The organism is Streptomyces sp. HUAS MG56 (assembly GCF_058673395.1).
In genome coordinates, this window is the sequence record NZ_CM178722.1 from 3430082 (window position 1) to 3454425 (window position 24344).

General features: G+C 73.0%; 25 protein-coding genes and 1 pseudogene. 13 read left to right on the top strand and 13 right to left on the bottom strand.

Going from position 1 to position 24344, the window contains the following annotated elements; genetic code table 11:
- Positions 1-28 precede the first annotated feature (28 nt).
- Positions 29-460 carry a VOC family protein gene (locus tag AC4OXY_RS16325; protein ID WP_356021266.1) on the bottom strand — a complete coding sequence of 144 codons (432 nt, stop codon included), beginning with the start codon at positions 458-460 and terminating at the stop codon, positions 29-31.
- 105 nt (positions 461-565) lie between these two features.
- Here AC4OXY_RS16325 and AC4OXY_RS16330 point away from each other — a divergent pair, with 105 nt between their 5' ends.
- Both AC4OXY_RS16330 and AC4OXY_RS16335 read left to right on the top strand, forming a co-directional pair.
- Positions 566-1474, top strand: a complete 909-nt coding sequence (locus AC4OXY_RS16330) for a pseudouridine-5'-phosphate glycosidase (protein WP_491994609.1) — start codon at positions 566-568, stop codon at positions 1472-1474.
- A complete protein-coding gene (locus AC4OXY_RS16335; protein WP_491994610.1) occupies positions 1459-2394 on the top strand; it encodes a carbohydrate kinase family protein in 936 nt (311 codons plus the stop codon). Before AC4OXY_RS16330 ends, AC4OXY_RS16335 begins: the two co-directional genes overlap by 16 nt.
- 577 nt (positions 2395-2971) lie before the next feature.
- Here AC4OXY_RS16335 and AC4OXY_RS16340 read toward each other — a convergent pair.
- Positions 2972-3766, bottom strand: a complete 795-nt coding sequence (locus tag AC4OXY_RS16340; RefSeq protein ID WP_362819123.1) for a methyltransferase domain-containing protein — start codon at positions 3764-3766, stop codon at positions 2972-2974.
- 204 nt (positions 3767-3970) lie between these two features.
- On the opposite strand from AC4OXY_RS16340, the gene corA reads away from it, so the two are divergent.
- Positions 3971-5098 (top strand): magnesium/cobalt transporter CorA, encoded by a 1128-nt coding sequence (gene corA / locus AC4OXY_RS16345; RefSeq protein ID WP_356021260.1) that lies wholly within the window; start codon positions 3971-3973, stop codon positions 5096-5098.
- Positions 5099-5219: 121 nt separating this feature from the next.
- Here corA and AC4OXY_RS16350 read toward each other — a convergent pair whose 3' ends face one another.
- Positions 5220-5861, bottom strand: a complete 642-nt coding sequence (locus AC4OXY_RS16350; protein ID WP_356021257.1) for a nucleoside/nucleotide kinase family protein — start codon at positions 5859-5861, stop codon at positions 5220-5222.
- 152 nt (positions 5862-6013) lie between these two features.
- Positions 6014-6463 carry a winged helix-turn-helix transcriptional regulator gene (locus AC4OXY_RS16355; RefSeq protein WP_491994124.1) on the bottom strand — a complete coding sequence of 150 codons (450 nt, stop codon included), beginning with the start codon at positions 6461-6463 and terminating at the stop codon, positions 6014-6016.
- A gap of 233 nt (positions 6464-6696) precedes the next feature.
- On the opposite strand from AC4OXY_RS16355, the gene AC4OXY_RS16360 reads away from it, so the two are divergent.
- From AC4OXY_RS16360 to AC4OXY_RS16375, 4 genes are all read left to right on the top strand, one after another.
- On the top strand, positions 6697-7431 hold the full coding sequence (locus AC4OXY_RS16360; protein ID WP_491994125.1) for an NAD(P)-dependent oxidoreductase: 735 nt from the start codon (positions 6697-6699) through the stop codon (positions 7429-7431).
- Positions 7432-7488: 57 nt separating this feature from the next.
- On the top strand, positions 7489-8190 hold the full coding sequence (locus AC4OXY_RS16365; RefSeq protein ID WP_491994126.1) for a DUF2293 domain-containing protein: 702 nt from the start codon (positions 7489-7491) through the stop codon (positions 8188-8190).
- A gap of 162 nt (positions 8191-8352) precedes the next feature.
- Positions 8353-8832 (top strand): anthrone oxygenase family protein, encoded by a 480-nt coding sequence (locus AC4OXY_RS16370; protein ID WP_491994611.1) that lies wholly within the window; start codon positions 8353-8355, stop codon positions 8830-8832.
- 147 nt (positions 8833-8979) lie between these two features.
- Positions 8980-10467 (top strand): glutamate synthase subunit beta, encoded by a 1488-nt coding sequence (locus AC4OXY_RS16375; protein WP_362819128.1) that lies wholly within the window; start codon positions 8980-8982, stop codon positions 10465-10467.
- Between the two features lie 126 nt (positions 10468-10593).
- Here the strand turns inward: AC4OXY_RS16375 and AC4OXY_RS16380 are convergent, their stop codons facing one another.
- Positions 10594-11112, bottom strand: coding sequence for a carboxymuconolactone decarboxylase family protein (locus tag AC4OXY_RS16380; protein ID WP_491994127.1), 519 nt, complete (start codon positions 11110-11112; stop codon positions 10594-10596).
- Positions 11113-11158: 46 nt separating this feature from the next.
- On the opposite strand from AC4OXY_RS16380, the gene pdxR reads away from it, so the two are divergent.
- Positions 11159-12580, top strand: a complete 1422-nt coding sequence (pdxR, locus tag AC4OXY_RS16385; RefSeq protein ID WP_491994128.1) for a MocR-like pyridoxine biosynthesis transcription factor PdxR — start codon at positions 11159-11161, stop codon at positions 12578-12580.
- A 269-nt stretch (positions 12581-12849) separates the two neighbouring features.
- Here the strand turns inward: pdxR and AC4OXY_RS16390 are convergent, their stop codons facing one another.
- Together AC4OXY_RS16390 and AC4OXY_RS16395 are read right to left on the bottom strand one after the other, a co-directional pair.
- Positions 12850-13104, bottom strand: coding sequence for a DUF397 domain-containing protein (locus AC4OXY_RS16390; RefSeq protein ID WP_071382716.1), 255 nt, complete (start codon positions 13102-13104; stop codon positions 12850-12852).
- A complete protein-coding gene (locus AC4OXY_RS16395; RefSeq protein WP_356021242.1) occupies positions 13105-13965 on the bottom strand; it encodes a Sco1979 family transcriptional regulator in 861 nt (286 codons plus the stop codon).
- Between the two features lie 249 nt (positions 13966-14214).
- On the opposite strand from AC4OXY_RS16395, the gene AC4OXY_RS16400 reads away from it, so the two are divergent.
- Together AC4OXY_RS16400 and AC4OXY_RS16405 are read left to right on the top strand one after the other, a co-directional pair.
- Complete coding sequence (locus AC4OXY_RS16400) at positions 14215-15132, top strand: ATP-binding protein (RefSeq protein ID WP_402063382.1); 918 nt, start codon at positions 14215-14217, stop codon at positions 15130-15132.
- Between the two features lie 77 nt (positions 15133-15209).
- Positions 15210-15608 (top strand): hypothetical protein, encoded by a 399-nt coding sequence (locus AC4OXY_RS16405; RefSeq protein WP_356021354.1) that lies wholly within the window; start codon positions 15210-15212, stop codon positions 15606-15608.
- Positions 15609-15634: 26 nt separating this feature from the next.
- Here AC4OXY_RS16405 and AC4OXY_RS16410 read toward each other — a convergent pair whose 3' ends face one another.
- The 4 genes from AC4OXY_RS16410 to AC4OXY_RS16425 all read right to left on the bottom strand — a co-directional run bounded on the left by AC4OXY_RS16410 (position 15635) and on the right by AC4OXY_RS16425 (position 19827).
- On the bottom strand, positions 15635-15811 hold the full coding sequence (locus tag AC4OXY_RS16410; protein WP_356021240.1) for a DUF8839 family protein: 177 nt from the start codon (positions 15809-15811) through the stop codon (positions 15635-15637).
- 191 nt (positions 15812-16002) lie between these two features.
- Positions 16003-16650, bottom strand: coding sequence for a DUF899 domain-containing protein (locus tag AC4OXY_RS16415; protein ID WP_356021238.1), 648 nt, complete (start codon positions 16648-16650; stop codon positions 16003-16005).
- 168 nt (positions 16651-16818) lie between these two features.
- Positions 16819-18702, bottom strand: coding sequence for an FUSC family protein (locus AC4OXY_RS16420; protein ID WP_491994129.1), 1884 nt, complete (start codon positions 18700-18702; stop codon positions 16819-16821).
- Positions 18703-18927: 225 nt separating this feature from the next.
- On the bottom strand, positions 18928-19827 hold the full coding sequence (locus AC4OXY_RS16425; RefSeq protein ID WP_491994130.1) for a nucleotidyltransferase domain-containing protein: 900 nt from the start codon (positions 19825-19827) through the stop codon (positions 18928-18930).
- Between the two features lie 567 nt (positions 19828-20394).
- Here AC4OXY_RS16425 and AC4OXY_RS16430 point away from each other — a divergent pair.
- Both AC4OXY_RS16430 and AC4OXY_RS16435 read left to right on the top strand, forming a co-directional pair.
- Positions 20395-20727 (top strand): annotated as a pseudogene (locus AC4OXY_RS16430) (RidA family protein); the annotation flags it as partial.
- Between the two features lie 132 nt (positions 20728-20859).
- On the top strand, positions 20860-21318 hold the full coding sequence (locus AC4OXY_RS16435) for a GNAT family N-acetyltransferase (RefSeq protein WP_376290997.1): 459 nt from the start codon (positions 20860-20862) through the stop codon (positions 21316-21318).
- A gap of 3 nt (positions 21319-21321) precedes the next feature.
- Here AC4OXY_RS16435 and AC4OXY_RS16440 read toward each other — a convergent pair whose 3' ends face one another.
- Positions 21322-22050, bottom strand: a complete 729-nt coding sequence (locus AC4OXY_RS16440; protein ID WP_356021230.1) for an aspartate/glutamate racemase family protein — start codon at positions 22048-22050, stop codon at positions 21322-21324.
- Between the two features lie 5 nt (positions 22051-22055).
- A complete protein-coding gene (locus tag AC4OXY_RS16445; protein WP_362819133.1) occupies positions 22056-23516 on the bottom strand; it encodes an NCS1 family nucleobase:cation symporter-1 in 1461 nt (486 codons plus the stop codon).
- Between the two features lie 147 nt (positions 23517-23663).
- Here AC4OXY_RS16445 and AC4OXY_RS16450 point away from each other — a divergent pair, with 147 nt between their 5' ends.
- The gene (locus AC4OXY_RS16450; protein WP_491994131.1) at positions 23664-24341 is read left to right on the top strand and encodes a GntR family transcriptional regulator; all 678 of its coding nucleotides are present in this window, start codon (positions 23664-23666) and stop codon (positions 24339-24341) included.
- Positions 24342-24344 lie beyond the last annotated feature (3 nt).

Here is a 24344-nt window from a genome sequence, read left to right on the forward strand (position 1 = left end):
CGGGGACTGCTCGCCGACTGCTCGGCTGCTACGCGTCGTAGTGCCGGGCCTCGAAGACATTGCCGTCGGGGTCCCGGAAATAGAACGATCGCGGGGCGCTGCCGCGGGCGCCGAAGGAGTCGTGGCCGATGTCGGACAGGGGGACGCCGTTGCTCTCCAGCCGGGCGCGCAGTGCCTCGAAGGCGTCGGCCGGCAGGGACAGGCAGACGTGGTTGACCGGATGGCCCGCGCTGTCGGCCGCGCCGGGCAGCATCCTCATGCGGTCCGCGAAGGTGTGCGGGGCGAGGTCGAAAATGGTCTCCTCGTTGACGCGCACTGAGGGGAACGGCACCTTCCCCTCGACGAACTCGGTGAGTCTGACGGGCTCCAGACCGACGGCCTCGGTGTAGAAACGGGCCGCGGCCACCGGGTCGGCCACCCACAGGACGACATGGTCGAGACGCGTGCTGTTCTTCGTCATGCGCTCCAGGCTGGTGGCGTCTCCCACAGGCCGCAAGCGTTTAGGCGCGCCCGGCGCCCGCCAGAGATCCAGGTACGAACAGCCGGCGGACAGGAGGCGATGCGCGTGGTGCTCGTGGTGTCGGAAGAGGTCCGGGAAGCGATCGACGCGCGGCGGCCGGTGGTGGCCCTGGAGTCCACGATCATCGCGCACGGCCTGCCTCGTCCCCGCAATCTGCACGTGGCGCGGGAGCTGGAGGACACGGTGCGGCGGGAGGGCGCCGTACCGGCGACCATCGCCGTCCTGGACGGACGCCCTCATGTCGGGCTGGACAAGGAGCAGCTGGAGCGCGTCGCGAACGAGGACGGGATCCGCAAGCTGGGCCACCGCGACCTGCCACTCGCCGTGGCCGCGCGGGCGAGCGGGGCGACCACGGTGTCGGCCACGGCGCAGCTGGCCGCGCTCGCGGGCATCCGGGTGTTCGCCACGGGCGGGCTGGGCGGTGTGCACCGGGAGTGGACGGTGACACAGGACGAGTCGGCCGATCTGGGGCTGCTGGCGCGCACGAGGATCACGGTGGTCTGCGCGGGCGTGAAGTCGATCCTGGACGTGCCGGCGACGCTCCAGCGGCTGGAGACCCTCGGCGTGGCCGTGGCGGGGTACGGCACGGACCGTTTCCCCGGCTTCTACCTCTCCGACTCGGGGCATCCCGTCGACTGGACCCTGCACGGCCCGGACGAGGTCGCCGAGGTCATGCGGGCCCAGGACGCGTTGGGCGCCGTGGAGTCGGCGCTGATCGTCGCCAACCCCGTCCCGGAGGCGGAACAGCTCGATCCCGAGCTGCACGCGCGCGTGCTCGCCGACGCGCTGCGGGCCTGCGCGGAGCAGGGCGTCAGCGGGCAGGCCGTGACCCCGTTCCTGCTGGACTACCTGGTCCGGCACACGGACGGCGCGTCCCTGAGCGCCAATCTGGCGGCCGTGCGCGGCAACGTACGGCTGGCGGCTCGGATCGCCACGGCCTGGACCAGGGAGTGACCACGCGTCGGAACGGGGCCCTGCTGGTCGTCGGGGACGTGATCACGGACGTGGTCGCCCGGCACCGGGGGCCGCTCGCGGCCGGCACCGACACGGTCGCCTCGATCCGTACGCTGCCCGGCGGGGCGGGCGCGAACGTGGCCTGCTGGGCCGCCCACGCGGGCTGTGCGGACGTACGGCTGCTGGGACGGGTGGGCGCGGACACGGCCGCTTGGCACGAGCGGGAGCTGCTCGCCGCCGGTGTACAGCCCCGGCTGGTGGTCGATCCGGAGGCGGCGAGCGGGACGGTGATCTGCCTCGTCGACACGGGAGCCGCGGCCGAGCGCACGTTCCTCACGGACAGCGGGGCTTCTCTGCGGCTCGAACCCGACGACTGGTCCGACGCGTTGCTCGACGGGGTCGCCCGGCTGCACCTGTCGGGCTATCTGCTGTTCACCGAGCCGAGCAGGGCTCTGGCACGTACCGCACTCGCGGCGGCACGCGCGCGTGAAGTGCCCGTCAGTCTGGATCCGGCCTCCGCCGGCTTCCTGACGCGGCTGGGCGTGGACCGGTTCCTCGCGTTCGCGGAGGAGCTGGACGTGCTGTTGCCCAGCCGGGACGAGGCATGCCTGCTGACCGGCCTGCAGGATCCGGCGGACGCGGCGGCCAAGCTGAGCCGTCTGGTGCCGCTGGTGGTGGCCAAGGCGGGCGCGGACGGGGCCCTGGTGGCCCGTTCCGGCGCCGCGCCGACGCACATCCCGGCGTCACCGGCGGTCCCCCGGGACACCACGGGCGCCGGCGACGCCTTCACCGGCGCGTTCCTCGCCGCCCTGCTCGCGGGCGCGGATCCGCAGGAGGCGGCGGCCCAGGGCTGCCGGGCGGGCGCGCGAGCGGTGGGCCGAGTGGGGGCCAGACCACCGATTCCGGGGAGCGGCGCCTAGACGTCGGCCAGCCGGCGGCGGGGGTAGGAGGCGGGGCCGTCAGCAGGGGCCACCGGCCACAGTGCACGTTCGGTCGACCGTGACGGAAGCTGGACTCTGCGCACTCCCGGATCACTGCGGCGGGTACCGCAGATGGTGCATGTCGGGCGGGTGCGGCGGGTCCAGGGGGCAGAGCAGGCCGGGGCGGCTGCGGCGAGATGCCGGGCGGCGTGCATGGCCATGCGACGCGCATGGCCTGGCGACGTCGCAGGGCGCCGCAGATGGCCCAGCCGCTGTGGCGACGGCCCGGTGCCACGCACGCTCGGACGGCCGCGGCCGGGCTACGTCGGCGCCGTGTGCGCTCCGCAGGTCCCCGATGCCGCGAACGCCCGGACAAGCGCCACAGGACGCCGATTGCCGGGGCCTGCGGACAGCTCGGGCCCTGATCGATCCCGGGCCATGGCCGCCGGGCCCCGACCGGTCGCGGGCCATGGCCCGCTCGGCGGACAGCCCGGGCTCTGTCCGCCCGTAGGGGTGATTGCGGCGGCCCAGGCCGTACGGTCGCCCGCGTCCCCGACGCCTTGCCCCGCGCCGTCTCCTACGCCTTCCTCCCCCACGCCGAGATCATCGGTGCGGTGGCCAGGTCCATGGAGCCGGTCTCGACGTGGGCCAGGTGCTGGTCGATCTCCTCGTCGGTGGCGAGTCCGGCGGCGACGAGGCGGCTGCGGATCTGACGGACGGTCGCGGCCTCCAGCGCGGTGCACGCGGGCGAGGTCATCGGGAAGTACGCGTCGGCCGCCACCTCGCTCAGCCCGGCCTCGCGGAGCAGGCGCGGCAGCCTGCGGCCGTACGAGAGGTCGGCGCCCCGTTCGGCGAGAAGCTTGCGGAAGCCCTGGCGCAGCCGGTTGGCGAGCCGCTGCTCGGGGCCGTACTCGTCGGGGCAGATCAGAGGTTGGAGGGCAGGGTCCGCGTCCTCGACCAGCAGCAGGCCGCCGGGGCGCAGCGCCTGGATCATGGACCGCAACGCCCTTTCGCGGTCCGGGACATGGACGAGCACGAGCCGGGCGTGGACCAGGTCGAAGCCCTCGGCCGGCGGTTCCTCGGTGCCCACGTCGTGGACGCGAACCTCGACCGGCGGGTGGGCCGCGGCGGCGATCAGCGAGGTGTCGATGTCGGTGGCGACGACCTTGCCGGCGGGGCCGACCTTCTCGGCGAGCCAGGACACCACGGAGGTGCCGCCGGCCCCGACTTCCCAGCAGCGCCACCCCGGTCCGATACCGAGGCCCTCGATGTGCCGGAAGGTCGTCGGGTCGAAGAGCGTGGCGAAGGCGTCGAAGCGCTGTCCCGCCTCGTTCTGCCGGTTGTCCAGAAGGTACCCGTCGGATCGCGTCATGTGAGGATCATCCCACCCGGCTTGTCCGGATCCGCCCACGCTGCGAGCGCGGGAGACCGGCGGAGCCGGCCCTTTGTCCACAGGCGGGAACCAAGCGGAACCTTGTGTTCCCACAGGCTCACCCGCGTTTTGCTCTCGCCTGGCAAACTGCTCGGGCAAGGCGCGAAAAGCGTTACGCGAGGAGATCCGAGCGAGGAGACCCAGATGTCCATGGCAGGGAATCTGCGCAAGGTCACGGGACTGGGCAAAGCCTCCGGCCTGCGCAAGGTGGCGCGGCTGGCCCGGCGGCAGCCGCGCGTGGACCTGAGCCATCCCGCCAGATCACCGCTCGGGTCCTCGGTGGTCAACTGCGTGACGTATCAGGACGGCGTGCGGGTCCCGACCTGCCACGACCTCGTGGACGCCGTGAAGATGGTGCGCAAGACCGGCGAGGGCTTCGTCTGGCTGGGGCTGCACGAGCCGACGGACCGTGAGTTCGCCGGGATCGCGGAGCTGTTCGACCTGCATCCGCTGGCGGTGGAGGACGCGGTCGAGGCCCATCAGCGCCCGAAGCTGGAGCATTACGGCAACACGCTCTTCGCGGTCTTCAAGACCGTCTGCTACGTCGAGCACGAACGGCTGACGGCGACCAGCGAAGTGGTGAACACCGGCGAGATCATGGTGTTCGTCGGCGAGGACTTCGTCATCACGGTGCGACACGGCCGGCACGGCTCGCTGGGCCCGCTGCGCGAGGAGCTGGAGGCGCATCCGCACCAGTTGTCGAAGGGGCCGGCGGCGGTGCTGCACGCGATCGCCGACCATGTCGTGGACGACTACCTGAGCGTCACGGACGCGGTGCAGGCCGACATCGACCAGGTCGAGACGGACGTGTTCTCGGAGAACGGCGCTCGGCTCGACCCCGGCCGCATCTATCAGATGAAGCGCGAACTGCTGGAGCTGAAGCGGGCGGTGGTGCCGCTGAGCCGCCCGGTGGAGGACCTGGCCACCCGGCCCATACGGGTCGTCCCGCCGGAGATACAGGCCTACTTCCGCGATGTGCTCGACCATCTGATCCGGGCCAAGGAGCAGATCGCCGCCTTCGACGAACTGCTCAACTCCATCCTCCAGGCACACCTCGCGCAGGTGACCGTCGCGCAGAACGAGGACATGCGGAAGATCACCGCCTGGGCCGCGATCATCGCCGTTCCGACGATGGTGTGTGGTGTGTACGGCATGAACTTCGACCACATGCCCGAGTTGCACTGGCAGTTCGGATATCCGCTGGCCATGGCCGTCATGGCGGGAGCGTGCGTGGTGCTGTACCGGGGCTTCCGGCGCAACGGCTGGCTCTGAGCGGCACCAGGCAGCGACAGGCGGGCAGCGGCAAGCGGCACAAGCGGCGGGAGAAACAGCCGGGGAGAAGCGCCGGGGAGAGCCGCAGGGACCCGTCGACCGGCTCGACGGGCCACTCGGGTCAGCCGCTCCAGGCGGGATGGCGCGGGTCGTCGGCGCGCACCAGGACGTCCGCCGTGCCGGCGGGATCCGTCTCGGAGGCGTAGCGCTCGAAGGCGGGCAGCGTCCAGTGGTCGGCTTCCGGGGTACGGCGGCGCAGAGCGGCCGGGGAGAGGAGGAGGTGCACGGTCAGGTCGAAGGGGAACCAGTGGTGGAGCAGGAGGGGGCCGTGGAGCAACAGGATCCCGCCGGGCGGGAGTTGGACGTAGGTGCTGCGGGTGGCGCGGTCGGTGGCCGGGTCCCACAGGTCGGGCAGGACGCGCCCGCTGCCTCCGGGGTCGAGCGGCCCGAAGACCTCGCGCCACAGGGCGCCGGTGTCGAACCATCCGCCGAAGTACGACTCCGCGTCCCGCCGGCCGTGTTCGAGGCGCAGCGAGGCGGGCCGGAGGAAGCCCTCGGTACCGACCACGAGCGAGGGCCGGCCGCGCACGCGCAGCGCCTCGCCGACGCGTTCGGCCAGGTCTCCGGGGCGGGCGGCCGGGGCACCGTCGAAGCCGACGCGCGGCCAGGCGCCTCCGTCGGCCGGCTCCGCACCGGCCAGCCGGTCGGCAAGCAGCTCGGCAAGCCGGTCCCAGGTGATCGCTTCGAGTCGCACACGGCCCATGATGCCGGGTGGCCGAGAGCGGGACGGCAGCGCCTGCCTGGGACGGAGTGCCTGCCAAGGACGGGGCGCTTACCGGAACGGGACGCCTGCCGAGGACGGGGACGGGGGCGCGCTGTGGTCGGTGGCGGGCTGCTCGGCGGCGAGCGGCGGGTTCAGTCCTGGTCCGCCGCGGCAGCGGCAGCGTCGGCCGCAGCTGTCTGCCGGGCCGCCAGGAGGGACGGGAGATGGGTCTCGCTCCAGGCACGGGCCGCGTCGAGGAGCGGGATCAGGGTGCGGCCGAGAGAGATGAGGGCGTATTCGACGCGCGGGGGGTTCTCGTCGTAGGGGGTGCGGGTGATCAGGCCGTCGCGCTCCATGGCGCGCAGGGTCTCGCTGAGGACCTTTGGGGTGACGGCCTTGAGCGGGACCCGCAGTTCGCCGAAGCGGCGCGGGCCGTCCTGGAGGCAGCGGATCACCATGCCGGCCCACTTGTCGCCCACGCGGACCGGCATCACGGACGACGGACAGAGGGGGTGGAACATGTCGGGATCGAGAGGCGCGGGCCGGTCGGCGTCCGGCGTCCCGGCGCCGGGCCGCACCGCGCCCGCCGTCCCCCGAGACACGTCCGGTATCCCGCGAGAGATGCCCGACATCCCGCGAGACGCGTCGGCTGCCCGCCGAAGAGCATCGGCCGTCTCCCGAGACACATCGGCTGTCCGCCGAAGACCGTCGGTCGTCCTGCAGGGTGCGTCGGGCATGCGTCGAGGGTAGCGCCGATACCGTTGAAGTAACCGGGGGTCCGCTCTCTAACGTCCTGGTCCGACACGAACAACCGGGCAGGACACGGAGGTTGGGGATGGGCAGGATCGTGGTCTTCGGTGCTGGAGGCCGGGCCGGGCGGGCGGTGACGGCCGAGGCGCGGGCCCGGGGTCTGACGGTGACGGCGGTGGTGCGGGAGCCGGCACGGTATCCGGATCTGGGTGCGCGGGGCGTGACGGTCGTGCGCGGTGACGTCCTGGACGCCGGGTCGGTCGCCAGGGTCGCCGCCGGGCATGTCGGTGCCGTGCATGCCGTCTCACCGGCGGGCGGGCCGGACGACCGGGTCGACGCGGTGGACCCGGGGTTCTTCGTGCAGGCCGCCGACGCGCTGCTCGACGGGCTCGGCACGGCCGGGGTGACGCGGCTCGTCGCCGTGGGGCTCGGTGCGAACCTGCTCGGCACGGACGGACGGATGGTGCTGGACGACCCGGCGGCCTTCCCGTCGGCGCTGCGGCCCTTCGCGCTGGCGCACACCGCCGGGCTGGACCGGCTGCGGGAGCGCGGGGGCGGACCCGTCGACTGGGTGATGCTGACACCGGCCGGGTTCCTGGAGCACGGCGGGCCACGGACGGGGCGGTACCGCGTCGGCGGGGAGCGGGTGCCCGTCGGGGCGGGCGAGAGCGGTGAGCAGAGCGACAGTGACGGTGATGGCGATGGTGAGCCGTGGCTGTCGTACGCCGATCTCGCGGTGGCGGTGGTGGACGAGATCGAGACGCCCGTACGGCACCGTGCGCGGGTCTCGGTGTTCAACGTGCGCGACGGGAGGAGGTAGGGAGGACGGCAGGCAAGGACACGGAGTCAGGCGGCGGTGGCGGGGAAAGTACCGCGTATGGGCCTTCCCTCGATGCCAACTCCCCACTCCCCCGGGCGGCTTGTGGTCGTCCAGAGCGCCAAGCGCAAGCGCTGTTCCGTCTGCCGGGGCGGGCCGCTGTCGCTGCTCGTGCTGGAGGACGGGGCACCGCGCTGTCTGGACTGTGCCGACCTCGGGCACCTGGTGTTCCTGTCGCGCGGTGACACGGCGCTGACCCGCAGATCGCGGGAGGAGAGCGCGCTGTCGGCGGTGGTGGTGCGCTTCAACCGGCGCAGGAGTCGCTACGAGCGGCAGGGCGTGCTCGTGGAGGAGGAGGCGCTGGCCCGGGCGGAGGCCCGTTGTCTGGCGGACGCCGAGGCCCGGCGCCGGCGGCGGGCGCGGGACGCGCGGCGCAGGGCGGTGGAGGACGAGCGGTTCGTGGCGGCGTTCGCGGCCGAGATCCTCCGGCTGTTCCCGCGCTGCCCGGCCGAGCGGGCCCGTGCCGTCGCGGCGCACGCGTCCGTGCGGGGCAGTGGGCGGGTCGGGCGCAGTGCGGCGGGGCGGGCGCTGACGGAGGGGGCGGTGATCTCGGCGGTCGTGGCGGCCGTGCGGCACGTGGACACGCCGTACGACCAGTTGCTGATGAGCGGGGTGCCGCGGTACGAGGCACGGCGCCGGATCGCCCCGGCCGTGGAGGCGGTGCTGCGGGCGTGGCAGGGCGCGGACGCGGACGTCGGATGAGCGGAAGAGGACGAGCGGAGGGAGGGCGTTCGAGGGAGACGCCTGCTTATGGAGGCGGGCGGTTCGGCCATGGTCGGTGCGCCGTCCTGGGCGTCGGCTGGAGGTGACGGTGCTGCCGGGCCCGGCCCGGTGGGCGGGACGAGACGGGATGAGGGCGTGGGGATGATCGACGGGCCGTTCTTCGTGCTGGTCGTGGCGGGTGTTCTCGGCACCGGGCTGATGGCCGGGGTCTTCTGTGCCTTCTCGGTCTTCGTGATGCGGGGGCTCGCGGCGTTGCCGCCCGCACAGGGGGTCGCGGCGATGAAGGCGATCAACGTGGCCGCGGTGCGGCCCCCTTTCATGACGGTGTTCGGGGGCGCGGCGGTGCTGAGCGCGATGATCGCGGTGGTGACGTTCGTGGTGTGGCCGGGCGACGGGACGGTCGAGCTGCTGCTGGGCAGCACGCTGTATCTGTTCGGCTCGTTCGGACTGACGGTGGTCGCGAACGCGCCCCGCAACGACAGGCTGGCCCGGTTGACCCCGGGTGCGCCGGAGGCCGCGGTGTACTGGCCGGTGTATGTGCGCGAGTGGACGTTCTGGAACCACGTGCGTACCGCCGCCTCCGCCGCGTCGGCCCTCGTCTACGTCCTGGCCCTCACCTGACCTGCCCCACCGCTGGCCGACCGCCTGACCCGCCCCTCCCCCGGACCCGTCTCCGAGGGCGCGCGGGAAAGCGCTCTCCGCCGCTCTGCGCGGTCCACGGTACGGACGTATCGTGGCCGGAAGAGTGCCGGAAGAGTGGCGACGATCATGGCCGATCCCAAGGGTTTCATGACCACGCCGCGCCAGGAGTGGCCGCGGCGGCCCGTCGAGGAACGGGTACGGGACTGGGACGAGGTGTACGTCCCGGGCGCGCTGCTGCCCATCATCAGCAAACAGGCCGACCGCTGCATGGACTGCGGCGTCCCCTTCTGCCACGACGCGTGCCCGCTGGGGAATCTGATCCCCGAGTGGAACGACCTGGTCTCGCGGGAGGACTGGCGGGCGGCGAGCGACCGGCTGCACGCGACGAACAACTTCCCCGAGTTCACCGGGCGGTTGTGCCCGGCGCCGTGCGAGGCGGGGTGCGTGCTGGCGATCAACCAGCCGGCCGTGACCATCAAGAACGTCGAGTGCGCGATCGCCGACCGGGCCTGGGAGGAGGGTTTCGTCCCGGCACGGCCGCCGGAGCGGCTGTCGGGGATGACGGTCGCCGTCATCGGCTCCGGGCCCACCGGGCTTGCGGCGGCGCAGCAGCTGACGCGGGCCGGACACACGGTCGCGGTGTACGAGAGGGACGACCGGCTCGGCGGGCTGATGCGGTACGGCATCCCCGAGTTCAAGATGGAGAAGCGCCATCTGGAGCGGCGGATCGGGCAGATGCGGGCCGAGGGGACCAAGTTCCGCACGTCGACGGTGGTCGGGCGGGATGTCGGGGCGGTGGAGCTGCGCGGGCGGTACGACGCGGTCGTCGTCGCCACGGGGGCCACGGCGTGGCGGGAACTTCCGGTGCCGGGCCGGGCGTTGGACGGAATACACCAGGCGATGGAGTATCTGCCGCTGGCCAATCGGGTGTGCGAGGGGGATCTGGAGGTATCACCGCTGTCGGCGGCCGGTCGGCACGTCGTGATCGTCGGCGGCGGGGACACGGGAGCGGACTGTCTGGGTACCGCGGTGCGCGAGGGGGCCGCGTCCGTGACCCAGCTGGACATCTACGCGCAGCCGGATGCCGAGCGGGACGAGGACACCGAGCCGTGGCCGACGTACCCGAAGGTCTACCGGCTGTCGGCCGCGCACGAGGAGGCGCGGGATCTGCGTACGGCTCCGGCGGCGGACGCGGACGCGCGACTGTTCGCGGCGTCCACGCTCCACTTCGCCGGGGACGAGAGCGGGCGGGTGCGGTCGCTGCACGTGGTGGAGGTCGACGAGCGGCGGGAGCCGGTGGAGGGCACCGGGCGGACGCTCCCGGCCGACCTCGTGCTGCTCGCCCTCGGGTTCTCCGGGCCGGACCAGGAGGACGGGATGATCGCGCAGTTGGGGCTGGCGCTCACTCCGCGCGGCACGATCGCCCGGGACGACGGCTTCGCGACCAACGTCCCCGGGGTGTTCGCCGCCGGGGACGCGGCACGCGGCCAGTCGCTCATCGTCTGGGCGATCGCGGAGGGCCGGGCGGTGGCGGCGGCCGTCGACCACTATCTGACGGGCGCTTGGCGCCTGCCCGCGCCGGTCTCTCCGGGAGACCGGCCGATGAGGGTGTAGCCCTCGGCCGACGGTTGTCGTGACCGTTCGTCGTTCCCGGCTGTGCCGGTGGACGGTCCGGCACCACCGGGACGCGCCGTGCACCGTGCGCCGTCGTGGTGGACCGGCGCGACGACGGGCGGGCGGTCAGCCCTTGCGCTCGTCCGTGCCCGCCACCTTGCCCGTCGACAGGGCGACCCGGTTCCAGGTGTTGATCATGAGGATCAGGGCGAGGACATGGGCCAGTTCCTGCTCGTCGAACCGGGCGGCGGCCTCGGCGTAGACCGTGTCGGGGACGCCTCCGCCGGCGACCAGGGTCACGGCCTCCGTCAGGGCGAGGGCGGCCTGTTCCTTCGGGGTGAAGAAGTGCCGTGCCTCGCGCCAGACGGCGACCATGTGGAGCCGGTCCTCGCTCTCGCCGGCCTTGCGGGCGTCGTTGGTGTGCATGTGCAGGCAGTAGGCGCAGTGGTTGAGGTGCGAGGCGCGGATCTGGATCAGCTCGACCAGCGCGGGGTCGAGGCCCTCGCGGGCGGCGGCGTCGAAGCCGACGATGGCGCGGAAGACCTTCGGCGCGGACCTCGCGAGGTCGAGTCGGGTACGGGCGGCCCCGGCGGCGGTGACCGCGCTGGTCACATGGGCGGTGTTGGTGATCGTGTGCGTCGTCATGGCTTCAACCTACGAGCCGGAAAGACCGGTTGTAGGGTGCATTTTCATGACGGAATCATGGGTCAATCCGGCCGAGCGGATCGGCGTCGACCTGCATCTGGAGCTGTCGGGTCCGGGCGGTCGGCGGGCCGCGCTGATCCGGGCGCTGCGGGAGGCCGTGCGCAGTGGGCGGCTGGCTCCGGGCACCCGCCTGCCGCCGTACCGCTCGCTCGCCGCGGATCTGGGCGTGGCCCGCAACACGGTGGCGGACGCGTACGCCGAGCTGGTCGCGGAGGGCTGGCTGACCGCCCGGCAGGGGTCGGGCACCCGGGTGGCCGACCGGGCGGAGCCGCTGCGGGGTGCCGTACGGACACCGGCGAGAGCGCCCGTACGCGCGCGTGGGCCGCGGCACGACCTGCAGCAGGGCGCGCCGGACGCGTCGGCGTTCCCGCGGGCAGCGTGGGCGGCCGCGTACCGGCGGGCGGTGCAGGTGGCGCCGAGCGAGGCGTTCGGGCCCGGGGATCCGGCCGGGCGCCGGGAGCTGCGCGAGGCGCTGGCGGAATATCTGGCACGCGCGCGTGGAGTGCGCACCGAGCCGGACCGGATCGTCGTCTGCTCGGGTTTCGCGCACGCGCTGCGGCTGCTGTTCGGGCAGGGTGCGGGCGGAGTGCTGCGCGGTCCGCTGGGTGTGGAGGCGTACGGGCTGGGCTTCCACCGGGAGCTGCTCGCGACGGCCGGGGTGCGCACGGTGCCGCTGCCGTTGGACGAGGACGGCGCGCGCGTGGACGCCCTCGGGCGGGAGCGGGCCGTGCTGCTCACGCCCGCGCACCAGTTCCCGACCGGAGGGCCGCTGCACCCGGAGCGCCGGGCGGCCGTGATCGACTGGTCACGCGCGCGGGGGACGGTGGTGCTGGAGGACGACTACGACGGAGAGTTCCGCTACGACCGCAGGCCCGTCGGCGCGCTCCAGGGCCTCGATCCGGAGCGTGTGATCCATATCGGCTCGGTCAGCAAGAGCCTGTCGCCGGCGCTGCGGCTGGGCTGGATGGTGCTGCCGGAGCGGTACGTCGGGCCGGTGCTCGCGGCGAAGGGTGAGCGGGAGGCCTGGGCGAGTGTCCTGGACCAGCTCGCGCTCGCGGAGTTCATCGTCTCCGGGGCGTACGACCGTCATGTGCGGCGCATGCGGCAGCGCTACCGGCACCGGCGCGACCGGCTCGTGGCCGCGCTCGCGGCGCACGCGCCGCACGTCGAGGTGACGGGCCTCGCGGCCGGTCTGCATGCCGTTCTGCGGCTGCCGCCGGGCACCGAACGGTCGACGGTGAAGGCCGCCGCGTGGCAGGGCGTCGCCCTGGACGGCCTTGCGGCGTTCCGTCATCCGCAGGGCGAGCCGACGGCGGGCGATGGGCTGGTGGTCGGGTACGCGGCCCCTGCCGAGCACGCCTACGGCGCGGCGCTGGAGGCGCTGTGCGCGGTGCTGCCACCGGGGTGAGGGACGGCGGCGCGGGCGAGGGGGACGCCGGCCGGAAGGGGCTTCTCGACGGCGGCCGCCGACTTCTGTGGGGTGGCCGACTCCTGCGGGGCGGCGCCGACTCCTGCGGGACGGAGCCGGCCGACGCGCGGGTCGTCATCAGGTGGCTACCCGGGGGCGGGACGAGCAAGGTTCGGGGGGATGACCGTGGCCAAGGGCAAGGTCAAGAGCAGGGTCAAGTCGGTGCCAGGGTAAGGAAGTCGGCTGAACAACGAGAAACAGGGGCAGGCTCAGGACAGCAGGAAGTCGGCCTCCCCCGCCTTGGCGCCCTCGATGAAGGCGGTCATCTCGTCCGTGGTGTAGATCAGCGCCGGCCCGTCCGGGTCGGTGGACTGGCGTACGGCGATCCGGCCGTCGGCCAGCTTCATCGCCTCCAGGCAGTTGCCGCCGTTGCCGCCGCTCCAGGGCTTGTGCCACCCCTCGCTGCCCAGCTCCCGCGCGGGCATGCCGTTGTAGACGTGTCCGCGCGGCTTGATGCGATCCATTCACAGCTCCTTGCGGAGATCCTGGAGGATCTCCTTCGTGCGTTGTGCCGTAGCGGCCTGCGCCGCCATGCGGTCCATGACCTCAAGGTGGGTCGCCACCTCGGTGCGCGCGTCCAGGTAGACCGCGCCGGTCAGGTACTCGCTGTAGACCATGTCCGGCAGTTCTGACATGGCAAATCGGAACAGCACGAAGGGCCCGTACGTCCCCGGGTGCGGCCCGTGGGCGAACGGGGCCACCTGGAGCGTCACATGGGGCAGCTTCGTCGCCTCCAGCAACTTGTCGATCTGCGCGCGCATCACCTCCGGGCCGCCGACCTGCCGGCGCAGGGCGGTCTCGTCCATCACCGCCCAGAAGCGGGGGGCGTCGGAACGGCTGAGCAGGCTCTGACGTTGCATGCGCAGCGCGACGTGCCGTTCGATGTCGTCCGGGCTGGTCTGGCCGATGGCACCGGACTTGAGCACACCGCGCGCGTAGTCCTCGGTCTGGAGCAGGCCGGGGACGAAGTGCGGCTCGTACGAGCGGATCAGGCCGGCCGCGCCCTCCAGGCTGACGTACATCGAGAACCAGCCCGGCAGGATGTCGTGGAACCGCTGCCACCAGCCGGGTTTGTTGGCCTCTTCGGCGAGCTGGACGAACACGTCGGCCTCGTCGTCCGGCACGCCGTACGCCTTGAGCAGCAGTTGCAGGTACGGGATCTTGAGAGCGACCTCGGCCATCTCCATACGGCGGACGGTGGCGGGGGCGACGCGCAGCACGCGGGCGGCCTCCTCGCGCTTCAGCCCGGCGCGTTCCCGCAGGTCCAGCAGGCGCCGGCCGAGGACCACCTGGCCCACCGTCGGCGCGGACCGCGGCTCGCTCACGCTGTCACCTCCACGGAATCCACCGAAAGCCCCACCACTCCACCTGACACCGCGCTCTCTCCCGACAGCCCTGCGGCGCCATTCGAAGACTCATTCGAAGACCGGGGCGGATCTCCGATGACCCCAATTGGCGCCGCTCGACGTGCTGTTGCGAGCAGTGTGCCACGGCCTCTGACCGAGTCACACAGCACTCTGCAATTTTCAGAGTGACACTTGCCAAGTGTTCACGGCGGGGAGATAGTGGCAAGCGTGATTCCGTCCGCGCCCTTAGGAACAGATGCCGCCGCAGACCGTTCCGGTCTCGGTGCCGCGTCGGGAGCGGCCCCCCGGTGGGGCGCTGCCGAGCGCCGGTTCCGCTTCGAGCTGGCCGCACATCCGGGTTCCGTCGCCCAGGCGAGACGCCTGGCGCATGCCCGGCTGACCGGCTGGTCCGTCGGCGCGGACACCTGCGACAGCGCGGTCCTGGTCATTTCCGAGCTGGTCACGAACGCGATCGTGCACACCGCGAGCAGCCATGTCGTGTGCGAGCTGCACGATCACGAGGACATCGTGCGCATGGCCGTCCTCGACGAGGGCTGCGCTCCCGGCGAACCCCACCCGTCCCCGCAGCGGCCGGACGAGGAGCACGGGAGGGGATTGTTTCTCGTCGACGCGTTGTGCCGGGCCTGGGGTGCGCAGGAGCACGGCTCCGGCCTGCTGGTCTGGGCCGACCTGCCGCGCCGGAGCGACGCGGCCCACGACACCGCCGAGCCGTGCAACGACCTCGGCTGGGGTGCTCGCCCGAAGCCGGGCCGGCCTGCCGACACCCGCGAGGACGGCCCGGCCGGGGCCAGTCACGAGGACGCGGAGCGCCCCGCCGACGAGGTCCACGGGAAACGCGGGATCCCCGAGCAGCCCCGCCGCGACGACCGCATGTCCGCGGAGCCGCTCGGCCGTGGGAGCGAGGGGACTCCGGAACAGTCGCCGTCCCGGTCGCCCGAGCGGCAGCACCGGCCCGCGACGGCCGAGTACCGGGTGCACCCGGTGTCCGAGCAGCACCGCCTCGGGATATCCGAGCAGCACCGGCACGGCGTGTCGGAGCCCCACCAGCACCGGTCCCCGGACCGCCCTCGGCACCAGCCGCTGCACCGGGCCCCCGAACAGCGCCGCACCGGGGAGCGGCCGTGACCGGCGGCGGACCCGACAGCACGGGCGCGGAGCACAACGGCCCGGCTTCCGGCGCCGGTTCCGGCTCCGAGCGCGCGATCGGTCTCGACACGCTCGTACGGCTGCAACGCCGGCGGCCCGTCCCGGACGCACCCCGTCGGCTGTTGCTGCCCGAGGGCATGACGGCCCCTCTGGGCTGTGACGCCGTGGCCGTGCCGGACCGCCTCGGCCCGCTGGTCGTACCGCGGCTGCCCCGGCTGGGCTGTGTGTACACCGACGGCGCGCAGTGGTGGTGGATCGTTCCGTCGGACTCCGACTACGCCCTGCCCTGGCCGGCTCCGGCCCGGTACGCCCCCGGCGCGCTGGTCACCGGACCCGCGCGGCTCGTCCACCGCCCCGAGGGCACGGTCCCGTACACCCCGCCGATCCCGCTGTACCTGGCCCTGTGCCGGGTGCTCGGCACGGCCCCGGACTGGTCGCGGGCGGTCTCGGCGTAAGCCCGTGCGTCCGAACCTCCGGGCGGTCACTCCGAGCCGTCGCCGCCGCGCACGATCACCAGGAACGTGTCCGTCGCGAGGTCCATGACGACCTCGGCGGGCAGGCCTTCCATACGCCGCGCGTACGCGAACTCCTCCGCGGGCCAGGATCCCCGCGGACCGCCGGCGGGAAAGCGCTCGAGCACCGTTCGCCCGTTCACCATCGCGCACCTCCAGAAAGCGTCACTCTTGGAGGAGTTAACGCCCTGGGGACGGCGAACGCTTCGCTCAGTGATGGCACTGAGACATTACCTACACTCGTTCGGCGCGAATCAGAAAAACCCGTTCACGTTACGGCTTGAAGCGCACACATTGCGTAGGCGAATCGCATGCTTCGTGTCAGTAGTCGTACTCGTCAGTCGTACTCGTCGTGCAGCCGGAGCCGGTCGCTGCCGGCGGGGCTGCGGCCCAGCGCGGTGAGGTCGAGCAGGCCGGCGATGGTGCAGGCGCCGTCCAGCCCGTCGTCGAAGGCCGAGTAGGTGTGGAAGACCCGGTCGTGGTCGCGCAGGAAACAGCTGATGCCCGCGCGCTCGACCGGGCCCCGGTCCGACTCCACGGTGGCTTCGAAGTCGCGGTTGAAGTCGCCGTTGGACGCCGCGTACGAGTACCAGGGCACCGCCCAGCCCATCCGTGCCTTGAACGGCAGGATGCGGGTGAACGGGGCCCGGGAGACGGACGCGAACGCGGTGTTCCGGGCGCGCAGATGGGCGAGGTGGCCGAGCTGGTCCAGGAAGGCCGAGCAGCACGGACAGCCGGTCCGCCACTCCGGGGCGAACATGAAGTGGTGCACGATGAGCTGGGACCGGCCCTCGAAGAGGTCGAGGAGGGTGGCCTTGCCGTCGCCGCCCTCGAAGACGTACTCCGTGTCGACCTCGACCATGGGCAGCCGCCGCCGCTGCGCGACGAGTGCCTCGCGCGCCCGTCGGACCGCCTCCTCGTTGCGCAGCAACTCCTCGCGCGCCGCGCGCCACTGCTCGCGCGAGACGATCTCCGGAAGCGACATGGGCCCTCCTGTCCGACGGTCGGTTCGGGGTGGTGACCGTCGCCGGGAGCGGAACTCATCGCTGTCCGCGAAGAATTTTCCGGCACCTTCGGCGGCACGCCGAGGCAGCAGTGGACGCCACGTCCGATCACGTCGGGCAGGTGTCGGCCGACGCATGCCACCGTACGGCTACGCGGCGGCGGGCAGCGGCACCTCGATCCCCTGGAGTTCCAACTCGCCCAGAATGTCCCGCAGTTGCTTGACATGCCGGAGAGTGAGGCGGCCGGTGTCGTCGAGGTGCACGGCGCAGGCCGTGGTCGTGTCGACAAGTCGCTCCAGAACGTCCGCGACGGCCTCGGTGCCCGCGGAGTGCCGGGCCAGGGCGGGCAGTTCGGCGGCGGCGAGCGCGATGGCGGTGCGGGCCTCGGCGAGGGTGCGGTAGGCCTCCCGGCGCAGCGCCCAGCGCTCGGCACGGGCGTCGAAGGACTCGCCGGCAGCGCGGGTGGCGGGCTCGCCGAGGTCGCCGGACTCGCCGAGGACATGCACGAGGTAGGCGTGCGCGGCGCTCCCGGCCGCCGCGAGCCGGGCCCGCACCCCGCCGCCCCGCTCCCCCGGCATCGGAAGGTGCCCGACGACGAGCACGAGCGCGCAGGCGAGCAGCGTCTCGCCGATCCGGCCGGCGGAGGCCTGCGGTTCGCCGCCGACCATGACGAGGGCGAGGACGAGGACGGTGACGACGGCGGTCAGCGCGGCGAAGTGCCGGGTGGCGACCGGGACGAGCGCCCCGCAGACCGCGACCAGCGCGATCAGCCCCGCCGGGCGCGGCAGCACCGCGGCGAACCCGGCGAACACCAGGGCGCCCAGCACGGTCCCCGCGGCGCGGCACAGCACCCGGGAGGCGAGCGGCCCGAGGTCGGGCTTGACGAGGAAGACGGCGGTGGCGGGCAGCCAGTACCAGTGCTGGTGCTGGCCGTACCAGCGAGTGTGGTGCAGCGCCTGGGCGATGGCGGCGCTGGCCCCGAAGCAGAGGGCGACGCGCAGCCCGTACTCGCGCCCGCCGGTGCCGAACGCGGCGCGCAGGGCGTCCCGGCGGCCGCGTCGCCGGGCGGGCAGCCGCTGGTGCGGGCCCTCGGCCCGGTCGAAGGCCTCGGCGGCGCGCAACAGAGCGTCGTCCAGGGCGCGCAGGGCGGGTACGGACCGGCTGGGGGCGGGCAGCGGGCCGGTGCCGGTATTGCCGCGGACCGCGGCGGCGAGCCTGCGGGGCCCCTCCGCGGCCCGCGCGGAAACCGGCTCCCCCGCCCAGAACAGGGCGGTGGCGGCCTCGGCGAGGGGCAGCGCGGCCACGTACTGGGCGTGCAGCCGGCGCTCGGCGGCGGAGCTCGCGAACCGGCGCAACCGGGGTCCGGCGAGGGCGTCCTGCGCATGGTCGAGCGCGGCCGTCAGCGCGGCCCGCCGGGCGGTGGCGAGGTCACCGCCCACGGCGTCGAGCAGATCGGCGACGGCGCCGTACACGTCGGCGACCGCCTCCCGCTCCCCGTCGAACCGGAAGTCCCCGGCGAGTGAACCGGGCGTGGGCAGCGCGAGCCGCAGCAGGATCAGCCAGCCGGCCCCGGCGAGGAAGGCGAGCGCGCGCTGCCAGCCGCTCGCGGCCGCGGGCATCCCGGCGCCGAGCGCGGCTCCGACGAGCAACTGCGTCCCGGCGGCGGAGGCGACGGGCCCGACGGCACTGATGCCGCCGGCGACCAGCCCCAGCAGGGTGAGCACCAGGGTGAGCGGTACGGCGGCCAGCCCCTGCCCGGCGTACGTCCCCGCGAGCAGCCCCAGCGCACCGGCCAGCGCGGGCATCCCGAGCCGCCTGACGGAGGCGCGCCTGCTGCCGGGGCGGTCGTTGATGCCGGCGAGCATCGCGGCGATGGCGGCGAGGACACCGCTGGGCAGCCGGTCGGCCAGCAGCCCGGCGAGCAGCAGCGGCCCGGCCGCGAGCGCACCCCGGGTCACCGCGCTCCAGGGCACGGGACCGCGCTGGGCGCGAAGGGCGTGGGCGAGCCAGAGGGGTGCGGCGGGCCGGGACACGGGGCTCCTGTTCGTCCGAGGGCGGGGTGGCGTGGGCCGGGTCGGGGTGGGGTGCCTTCGGACGACGGTGGCCGGCGGACCGTGCTTCCACGGTAGGGCGAGTTCGCCGGGCGAGCGGGGCGATCACGTTTCGGGGAGGTGAAAGGTGCCCGGAACGCCCGGTTTCTTTATGAACGCAACGCCCCGACTGCCCCGACTGCCCCGATGAAACGGTTCCGGCCGCCGTTACTGCCGGGCTTCCGCCAGGATTTCTCCGGCCTGGACGACGGCGTGGACGAGGGCCTCGGGCTCGGCGCGCAACGCGCCCGCCACGGCGTCGATCCCGCGCAGCCCGGCCCGCTCCAGCAGCCGCTTCTCGTTGGTCACCCACTCCCCGCGTGCCGCGAGCACGCCGTGCGCGGCCTGCGCGGCGGCCGTGGCGAGGACCCCGGCGGTCTCGGTGAGGCGGCCGTGCGGGGCGTGGTTGGTCCTGGCGTAGTCGAGGGTGGCGCGGGCCGTGCCGTGCCAGCGCTCGGCGGCGCTCACGCGCAGCTTGTCCGGATAGCCCGCCGGGCGCGGCAGTTGGCCGCGCAGCACCTGGTTGACGGCCAGTTCCGCCACGAGCAGGTAGGTGGGGATGCCGGCGAGATGGAAGAGCAGCGGCTCCACCCGGAACCGGCCCTCCGTCGCCTCGGCCAGCTCGTGCTCGACCACGTCGAGGTCCCGGTAGTGCACGTCGACCCGGCGCCCGTCGACCTGCAGCCAGGCGCCGCCGTTGAACACGCCGCCGCCCCAGCCCCCGACCTCGGACACCTCCCCCTCCCAGCCGACGGCCCGCAGGTCGTCGGGGTCGAAGGAGCCGCGGTAGTAGACCGCCATGTCCCAGTCGCTGTCGGGGCGGTGGACGCCCTGCGCGCGGGAGCCGCCGAGGGCGACCGCCCGGACGGTGGGGAGGGCGGCGAGACGGTCGGCGGTGACGGCGAGGAACTCGCGATCGGAGCACTCGGGATCGGGAGACCTGGGACCGGGAGACCCGAGATCGGGGAACTTGTGGTCCGGGGACTCACGGCCCGGGACCTCACGGCCCGGGACCTCACGGCCCGGGGACCCACCGTCCGCGGGCTCGGCGTGGGAAGAGCTGGGCATGCCCTTCAGCCTGCCGCAGCCATCCCGAAGTCCGCACCCGAGATTTCCGCGAGCCCCTCCTTGGTGCGTCGCAACGGCGTACGCAGCGCGGCGAGTCGACCTCGCCTCGCCCGCGCCGCCCCGTGCGGGCTCCGCGCACCCGTTGTCCGACAAGCCGAGGGTGCGGTCACCGCAAACCCACGAGGGCGGCGAGACCCTGCCCCCAGGCACCGGCGGGGCCCGGCGCGCTCAGGGGTGTCCAGAACGCCGCCGCCAGAAGCACGACGCGTCCGAAGAGGGACCACGCGCACCCAGCGCCTCCGGCGCCGGACCCGGAGTCCCGATCGAGCATGTTGACCGACGCGGTGACGGCCCACCTGGTGGTGAGCCCGCACAACACCATGCCCAGGAGAACCGTCACGACAGTGACCTGCTGAAGCCCTCGTCCGACGGTGGATCGCCCGGCGCAGGTGGGGCGGCTGGGCGTGCTCGCGGATCCCTCGCCGCTGCCGGCCGGGAAACCGGGATGCGTCGGTGCCGTCGGACGCGGATGATCGGGAGGCGTCGACCGCCACCCCAGGAGCCGCCATGATCCGCCGAGTGAACGCACCCGGCCTCTTCCCGCCGCCCGCCTATGCGCACGCCTCGGTGGTGGAGACGGGCACCAGGCTCGCCTTCCTCGCCGGCTCGGTGCCGCTCGACGAGAAGGGGGAGATCGTCGGCCCGGGCGACCCCGTACGGCAGGCCGAGCGGGTGCTCGCCAATCTGCGGGAGCAACTGCGCGCCGTCGGCAGCGACTTCGAGCATGTGATCGCCACCGACGTGTACGTCGTCAGCGGCGATACGGCCGACCTGTCGGCGGTGTGGGACGTGGTGGAGGCCTCGGGGCTGAGCACGGGGCCGCACTCCTCGACGCTGCTCGGTGTCACCTGCCTCGGATACCCCGGGCAACTGGTGGAGATCACGGCCACGGCCGTGGTGCCCACGAAGACGGACGAGACGGTCGTAGCCAGCGCCGAGCCGACCAGGACCGACAAACCGGATGTGGCGGGTGTGGCGGATGTCGTGCTCCGGCGGGCCGTCGCGGGGGACGCCCGGGCCGTCGCCGACGTCTGGCTGCGCTCCTTCACCGCCGCGCTGCCCACCGTCGTCCGGCCGCGCTCCGACGACGACGTCCGGGACTACTTCGAGAACGTCGTCGTACCGGCGCGGGAGACCTGGTTGGCGGAGGCGGCCGGCGGCGGGGTCGTCGGGGTGATGGTCCTGCACGAGCAGGAGCTGTCCCAGCTGTACCTGGACCCCGCGTGGCGGGGCCGGGGCATCGGTGACCGGTTCGTCGCGCTGGCCAAGGGGCGCAGCCCGGGCGGGCTGACCCTGTGGACCTTCCAGGTCAACAAGCCCGCCCACCGTTTCTACGAGCGGCACGGCTTCACGGCCGTCGAGTTCACCGACGGGAGCGGGAACGAGGAGCGGGAGCCGGATGTGCGGTACGTCTGGCAGCCCCAGGACTGACCCCTACTGATCGGTGCGGGGCCGCCCCCACCTCCGCTCCTTCGGCAGCGGCTTCTCGTAGCTGCCCGCCCGGCTGGTCGTCAGGCCAAGGGCCACCAGGGACTCGGCCAGCCGGACCGCCGCGGCCACGCCGTCGACCACCGGCAGCCCCAGCTTCTCGCCCACCGTCCGCTGCAGGCCCGTCATCCCGGCGCAGCCCAGCACCAGGACCTCGGCGCCGGCGTCCCGGGCCCGCTCGGCCGCGGACAGGAACGCCGACTCGGTGCGGCCGGGGTCCTCGGCGAGGTCGAGGACGCCGAGGCCGGTGCCGACGACGGCGGCGCAGTTGCGGGCCACCCCGGCGGTCTCCAGGCTGTCCTCGATCTGGCCGAGGGAGCGGTCGAGGGTGGTGACGACGCCGTAGCGGCGGCCGAGCAGACAGGCCAGATGGGCGGCGGCCTCGGTGATGTCCACGACCGGGACGTCTACCAGCTCCCGTACGCCTTCCCGGCCGTGCTCGCCGAAACCGGCCAGGACGACGGCGTCGTACGCGGGACCGTCGTAGGTGCGCAGGGTGTCGAGGACGGCCGCCGCCGAGAGGTAGCTGTCGAGCCAGCCCTCGGCGGACGCGGGGCCCCAGGCAGGGGTCAGACCGGTGACGGTGGTGCCCGGGCCGGCGGCGGCCCGGGCACCTCGCACGATCTCCTCGGTCATCTCCTGCGTGGTGTTGCAGTTGGTGACGATGATCCGCACGCTCGTCAGACCTCCTCCGTCGTACGGACCGCGCGGTCACGCCGGTTGAGCAGCGCGTAGAGACCGGCGCCGAGCGCGGTGCCGATGAACCAGGAGTACGGCGCCACGTCGCTGAAGCTCTTCACCAGCGCCAGCACGGCCGCGACCGCCGCGGAGGGCAGGAACGCCCACAGCGCCCGGGGGTTGACGCCCTTGCGGTAGTGGTACGGGCTGCCCGGCCGGGCGTCGAACAGCGCGTCGACGTCGATCTTCTCGCGCTTCACCCAGTAGTAGTCGATCATGATCACGCCGAACAGCGGGCCGAGGAAGGCGCCGAGGCCGCCGAGGAAGTAGTTGACGACCGTCGGGTTGGAGAAGAGGTTCCAGGGGGTGACGACCAGCGCGGCCACCGTGCTGATCATGCCGCCGACCTTGAAGGTGATCTTCTGCGGCCAGACGTTGGCGAGGTCGTACGCCGGGGAGACGAAGTTGGCGACGATGTTGACGCCCATGGTCGCCACCGCGAAGGCGAACGCGGCCACGACCAGCACCCAGGTGTTGCCCACCTTGGCGACCAGCTCCGCCGGGTCGGTGATGGCCTGCCCGAACGCCTTCAGCGAACCGGCCGTGACAATCACCGAGACGACGACGAAGGCGGTGGAATTGACGGGCAGGCCCCAGAAGTTGCCGCGCCGGACGGTCCTGTTGTCGGGTGCGAAGCGGGAGAAGTCGCAGAAGTTGAGCATCAGCGTGCCGTAGGTGGCGAGGATCAGGCCGATCGCGCCGAACCACTGCCGCCATTGTTCGCCCGTGGACACCGGGTGCGGGGTGGAGGTGAGCGAGATGCTCCAGCCGGCCTTGGCCAGGACCCAGACCGCGAGCGCGATCATCACCAGCCAGATCACCGGGCCGCAGAAGTCCTGGAACTTGCGCACCGCCTCCATGCCCTGGCTGATGATCACCCACTGGAGCAGCCAGAGCGAGACGAAGGAGATCCAGCCCAGCGCGTCCAGGCCGAGGAAGGAGTGGTGGGTGAGGGACGCCAGGCCCGGCCACGCGGCGAGCAGCATCACGTTGACGGCCACGGAGGCCAGATAGGTCTGGATGCCGTACCACATGATGGCGATCACGGCTCTGATCAGCGCCGGGATGTTGGCGCCCCAGATGCCGAAGCTGATGCGGCTGACCACGGGGAACGGCACGCCGTGGCGCTGGCCGATCTTCCCCATGCGGTTCATGCCGATGTAGATGAGCACGAAGCCGGCGAGCAGGGCCGTGAAGACCTGCCAGACGTTCATGCCGAGGACCAGCAGGCCTGCGGCGAAGGTGTAGTTGCCGAGGTTGTGGACGTCCGACATCCACATGGCGAACAGGTCGAAGACCTTCCAGTTCCGCTGCTTCGCGGGGGCGAGGTCCTCGTTGACGAGGCGCGGGTCGGGGACGAACGCGGTGGCGCCGGTGGCTTCGGCGCGATCGGCGAGGGACACGGGGCCTCCAGGGGCAAGGGGGAGACGGAGGACGGCAGCCGTTTGGTATACCAAACTCCCGTCATGGTCCCGCCGTCAACCGTTCGGACCGATGTCGTTGCCGTTACAGCCCCGTAAAAGCGCCGCCGGGTCGGCGAAGATGGGCTCATGACCCCCACGACGGCCTCTGCGACGACGAAGACCGAACCCCTCGGCGCGGTGCGCGAACGCGTGCTGGCGAGCCTGCGGGAGGACATCATCGCCGGGCGCCTGGCACCCGGTGACCGGCTCGTCGAACGGGAGCTGGCCGAGCGGTTCGGCGTCTCACGCGTGCCGGTGCGCGAGGCGATCCGCGCACTGGTCGCCGAGGGTTTCGTCCTGTTCGAGTCGGCCCGGCGCACGGTCGTGCGGCGGCTGACCCCGACCGACGTCCGGGAACTCTTCGAGCTGCGCGAGGCGTTGGAGGTGTACGCGGCGGGGCTGGCGGCGAGCCGGGTGACGCCGCAGGCCCTGGCGGAGCTGCGCGCACTGCTGGACCAGGCGGCGCGGGCGACGAACGAGGGGGACGCCGAGGCGATCACGGACATCAACACCCGCTTCCACGACCGCATCCGCGCCCTGGCCGGCAACAGCCTGCTGATCTCGGTCATGGAGCCGGTCGACGGCCGCCTGCGCTGGCTCACCCGCCAGAACGAGGAATGGCCCCAACTACTCGGTGAACACCGCGAGTTGTACGACGCCATCGCCTCCGGCGACCCGGACCGCGCCCGCGCCCACGCGCTGGACCACGTCCGCGCCAACTACCGCTCGACGGTCCGGCACCTGTTCGGGGACGACGCTTCCTAATGC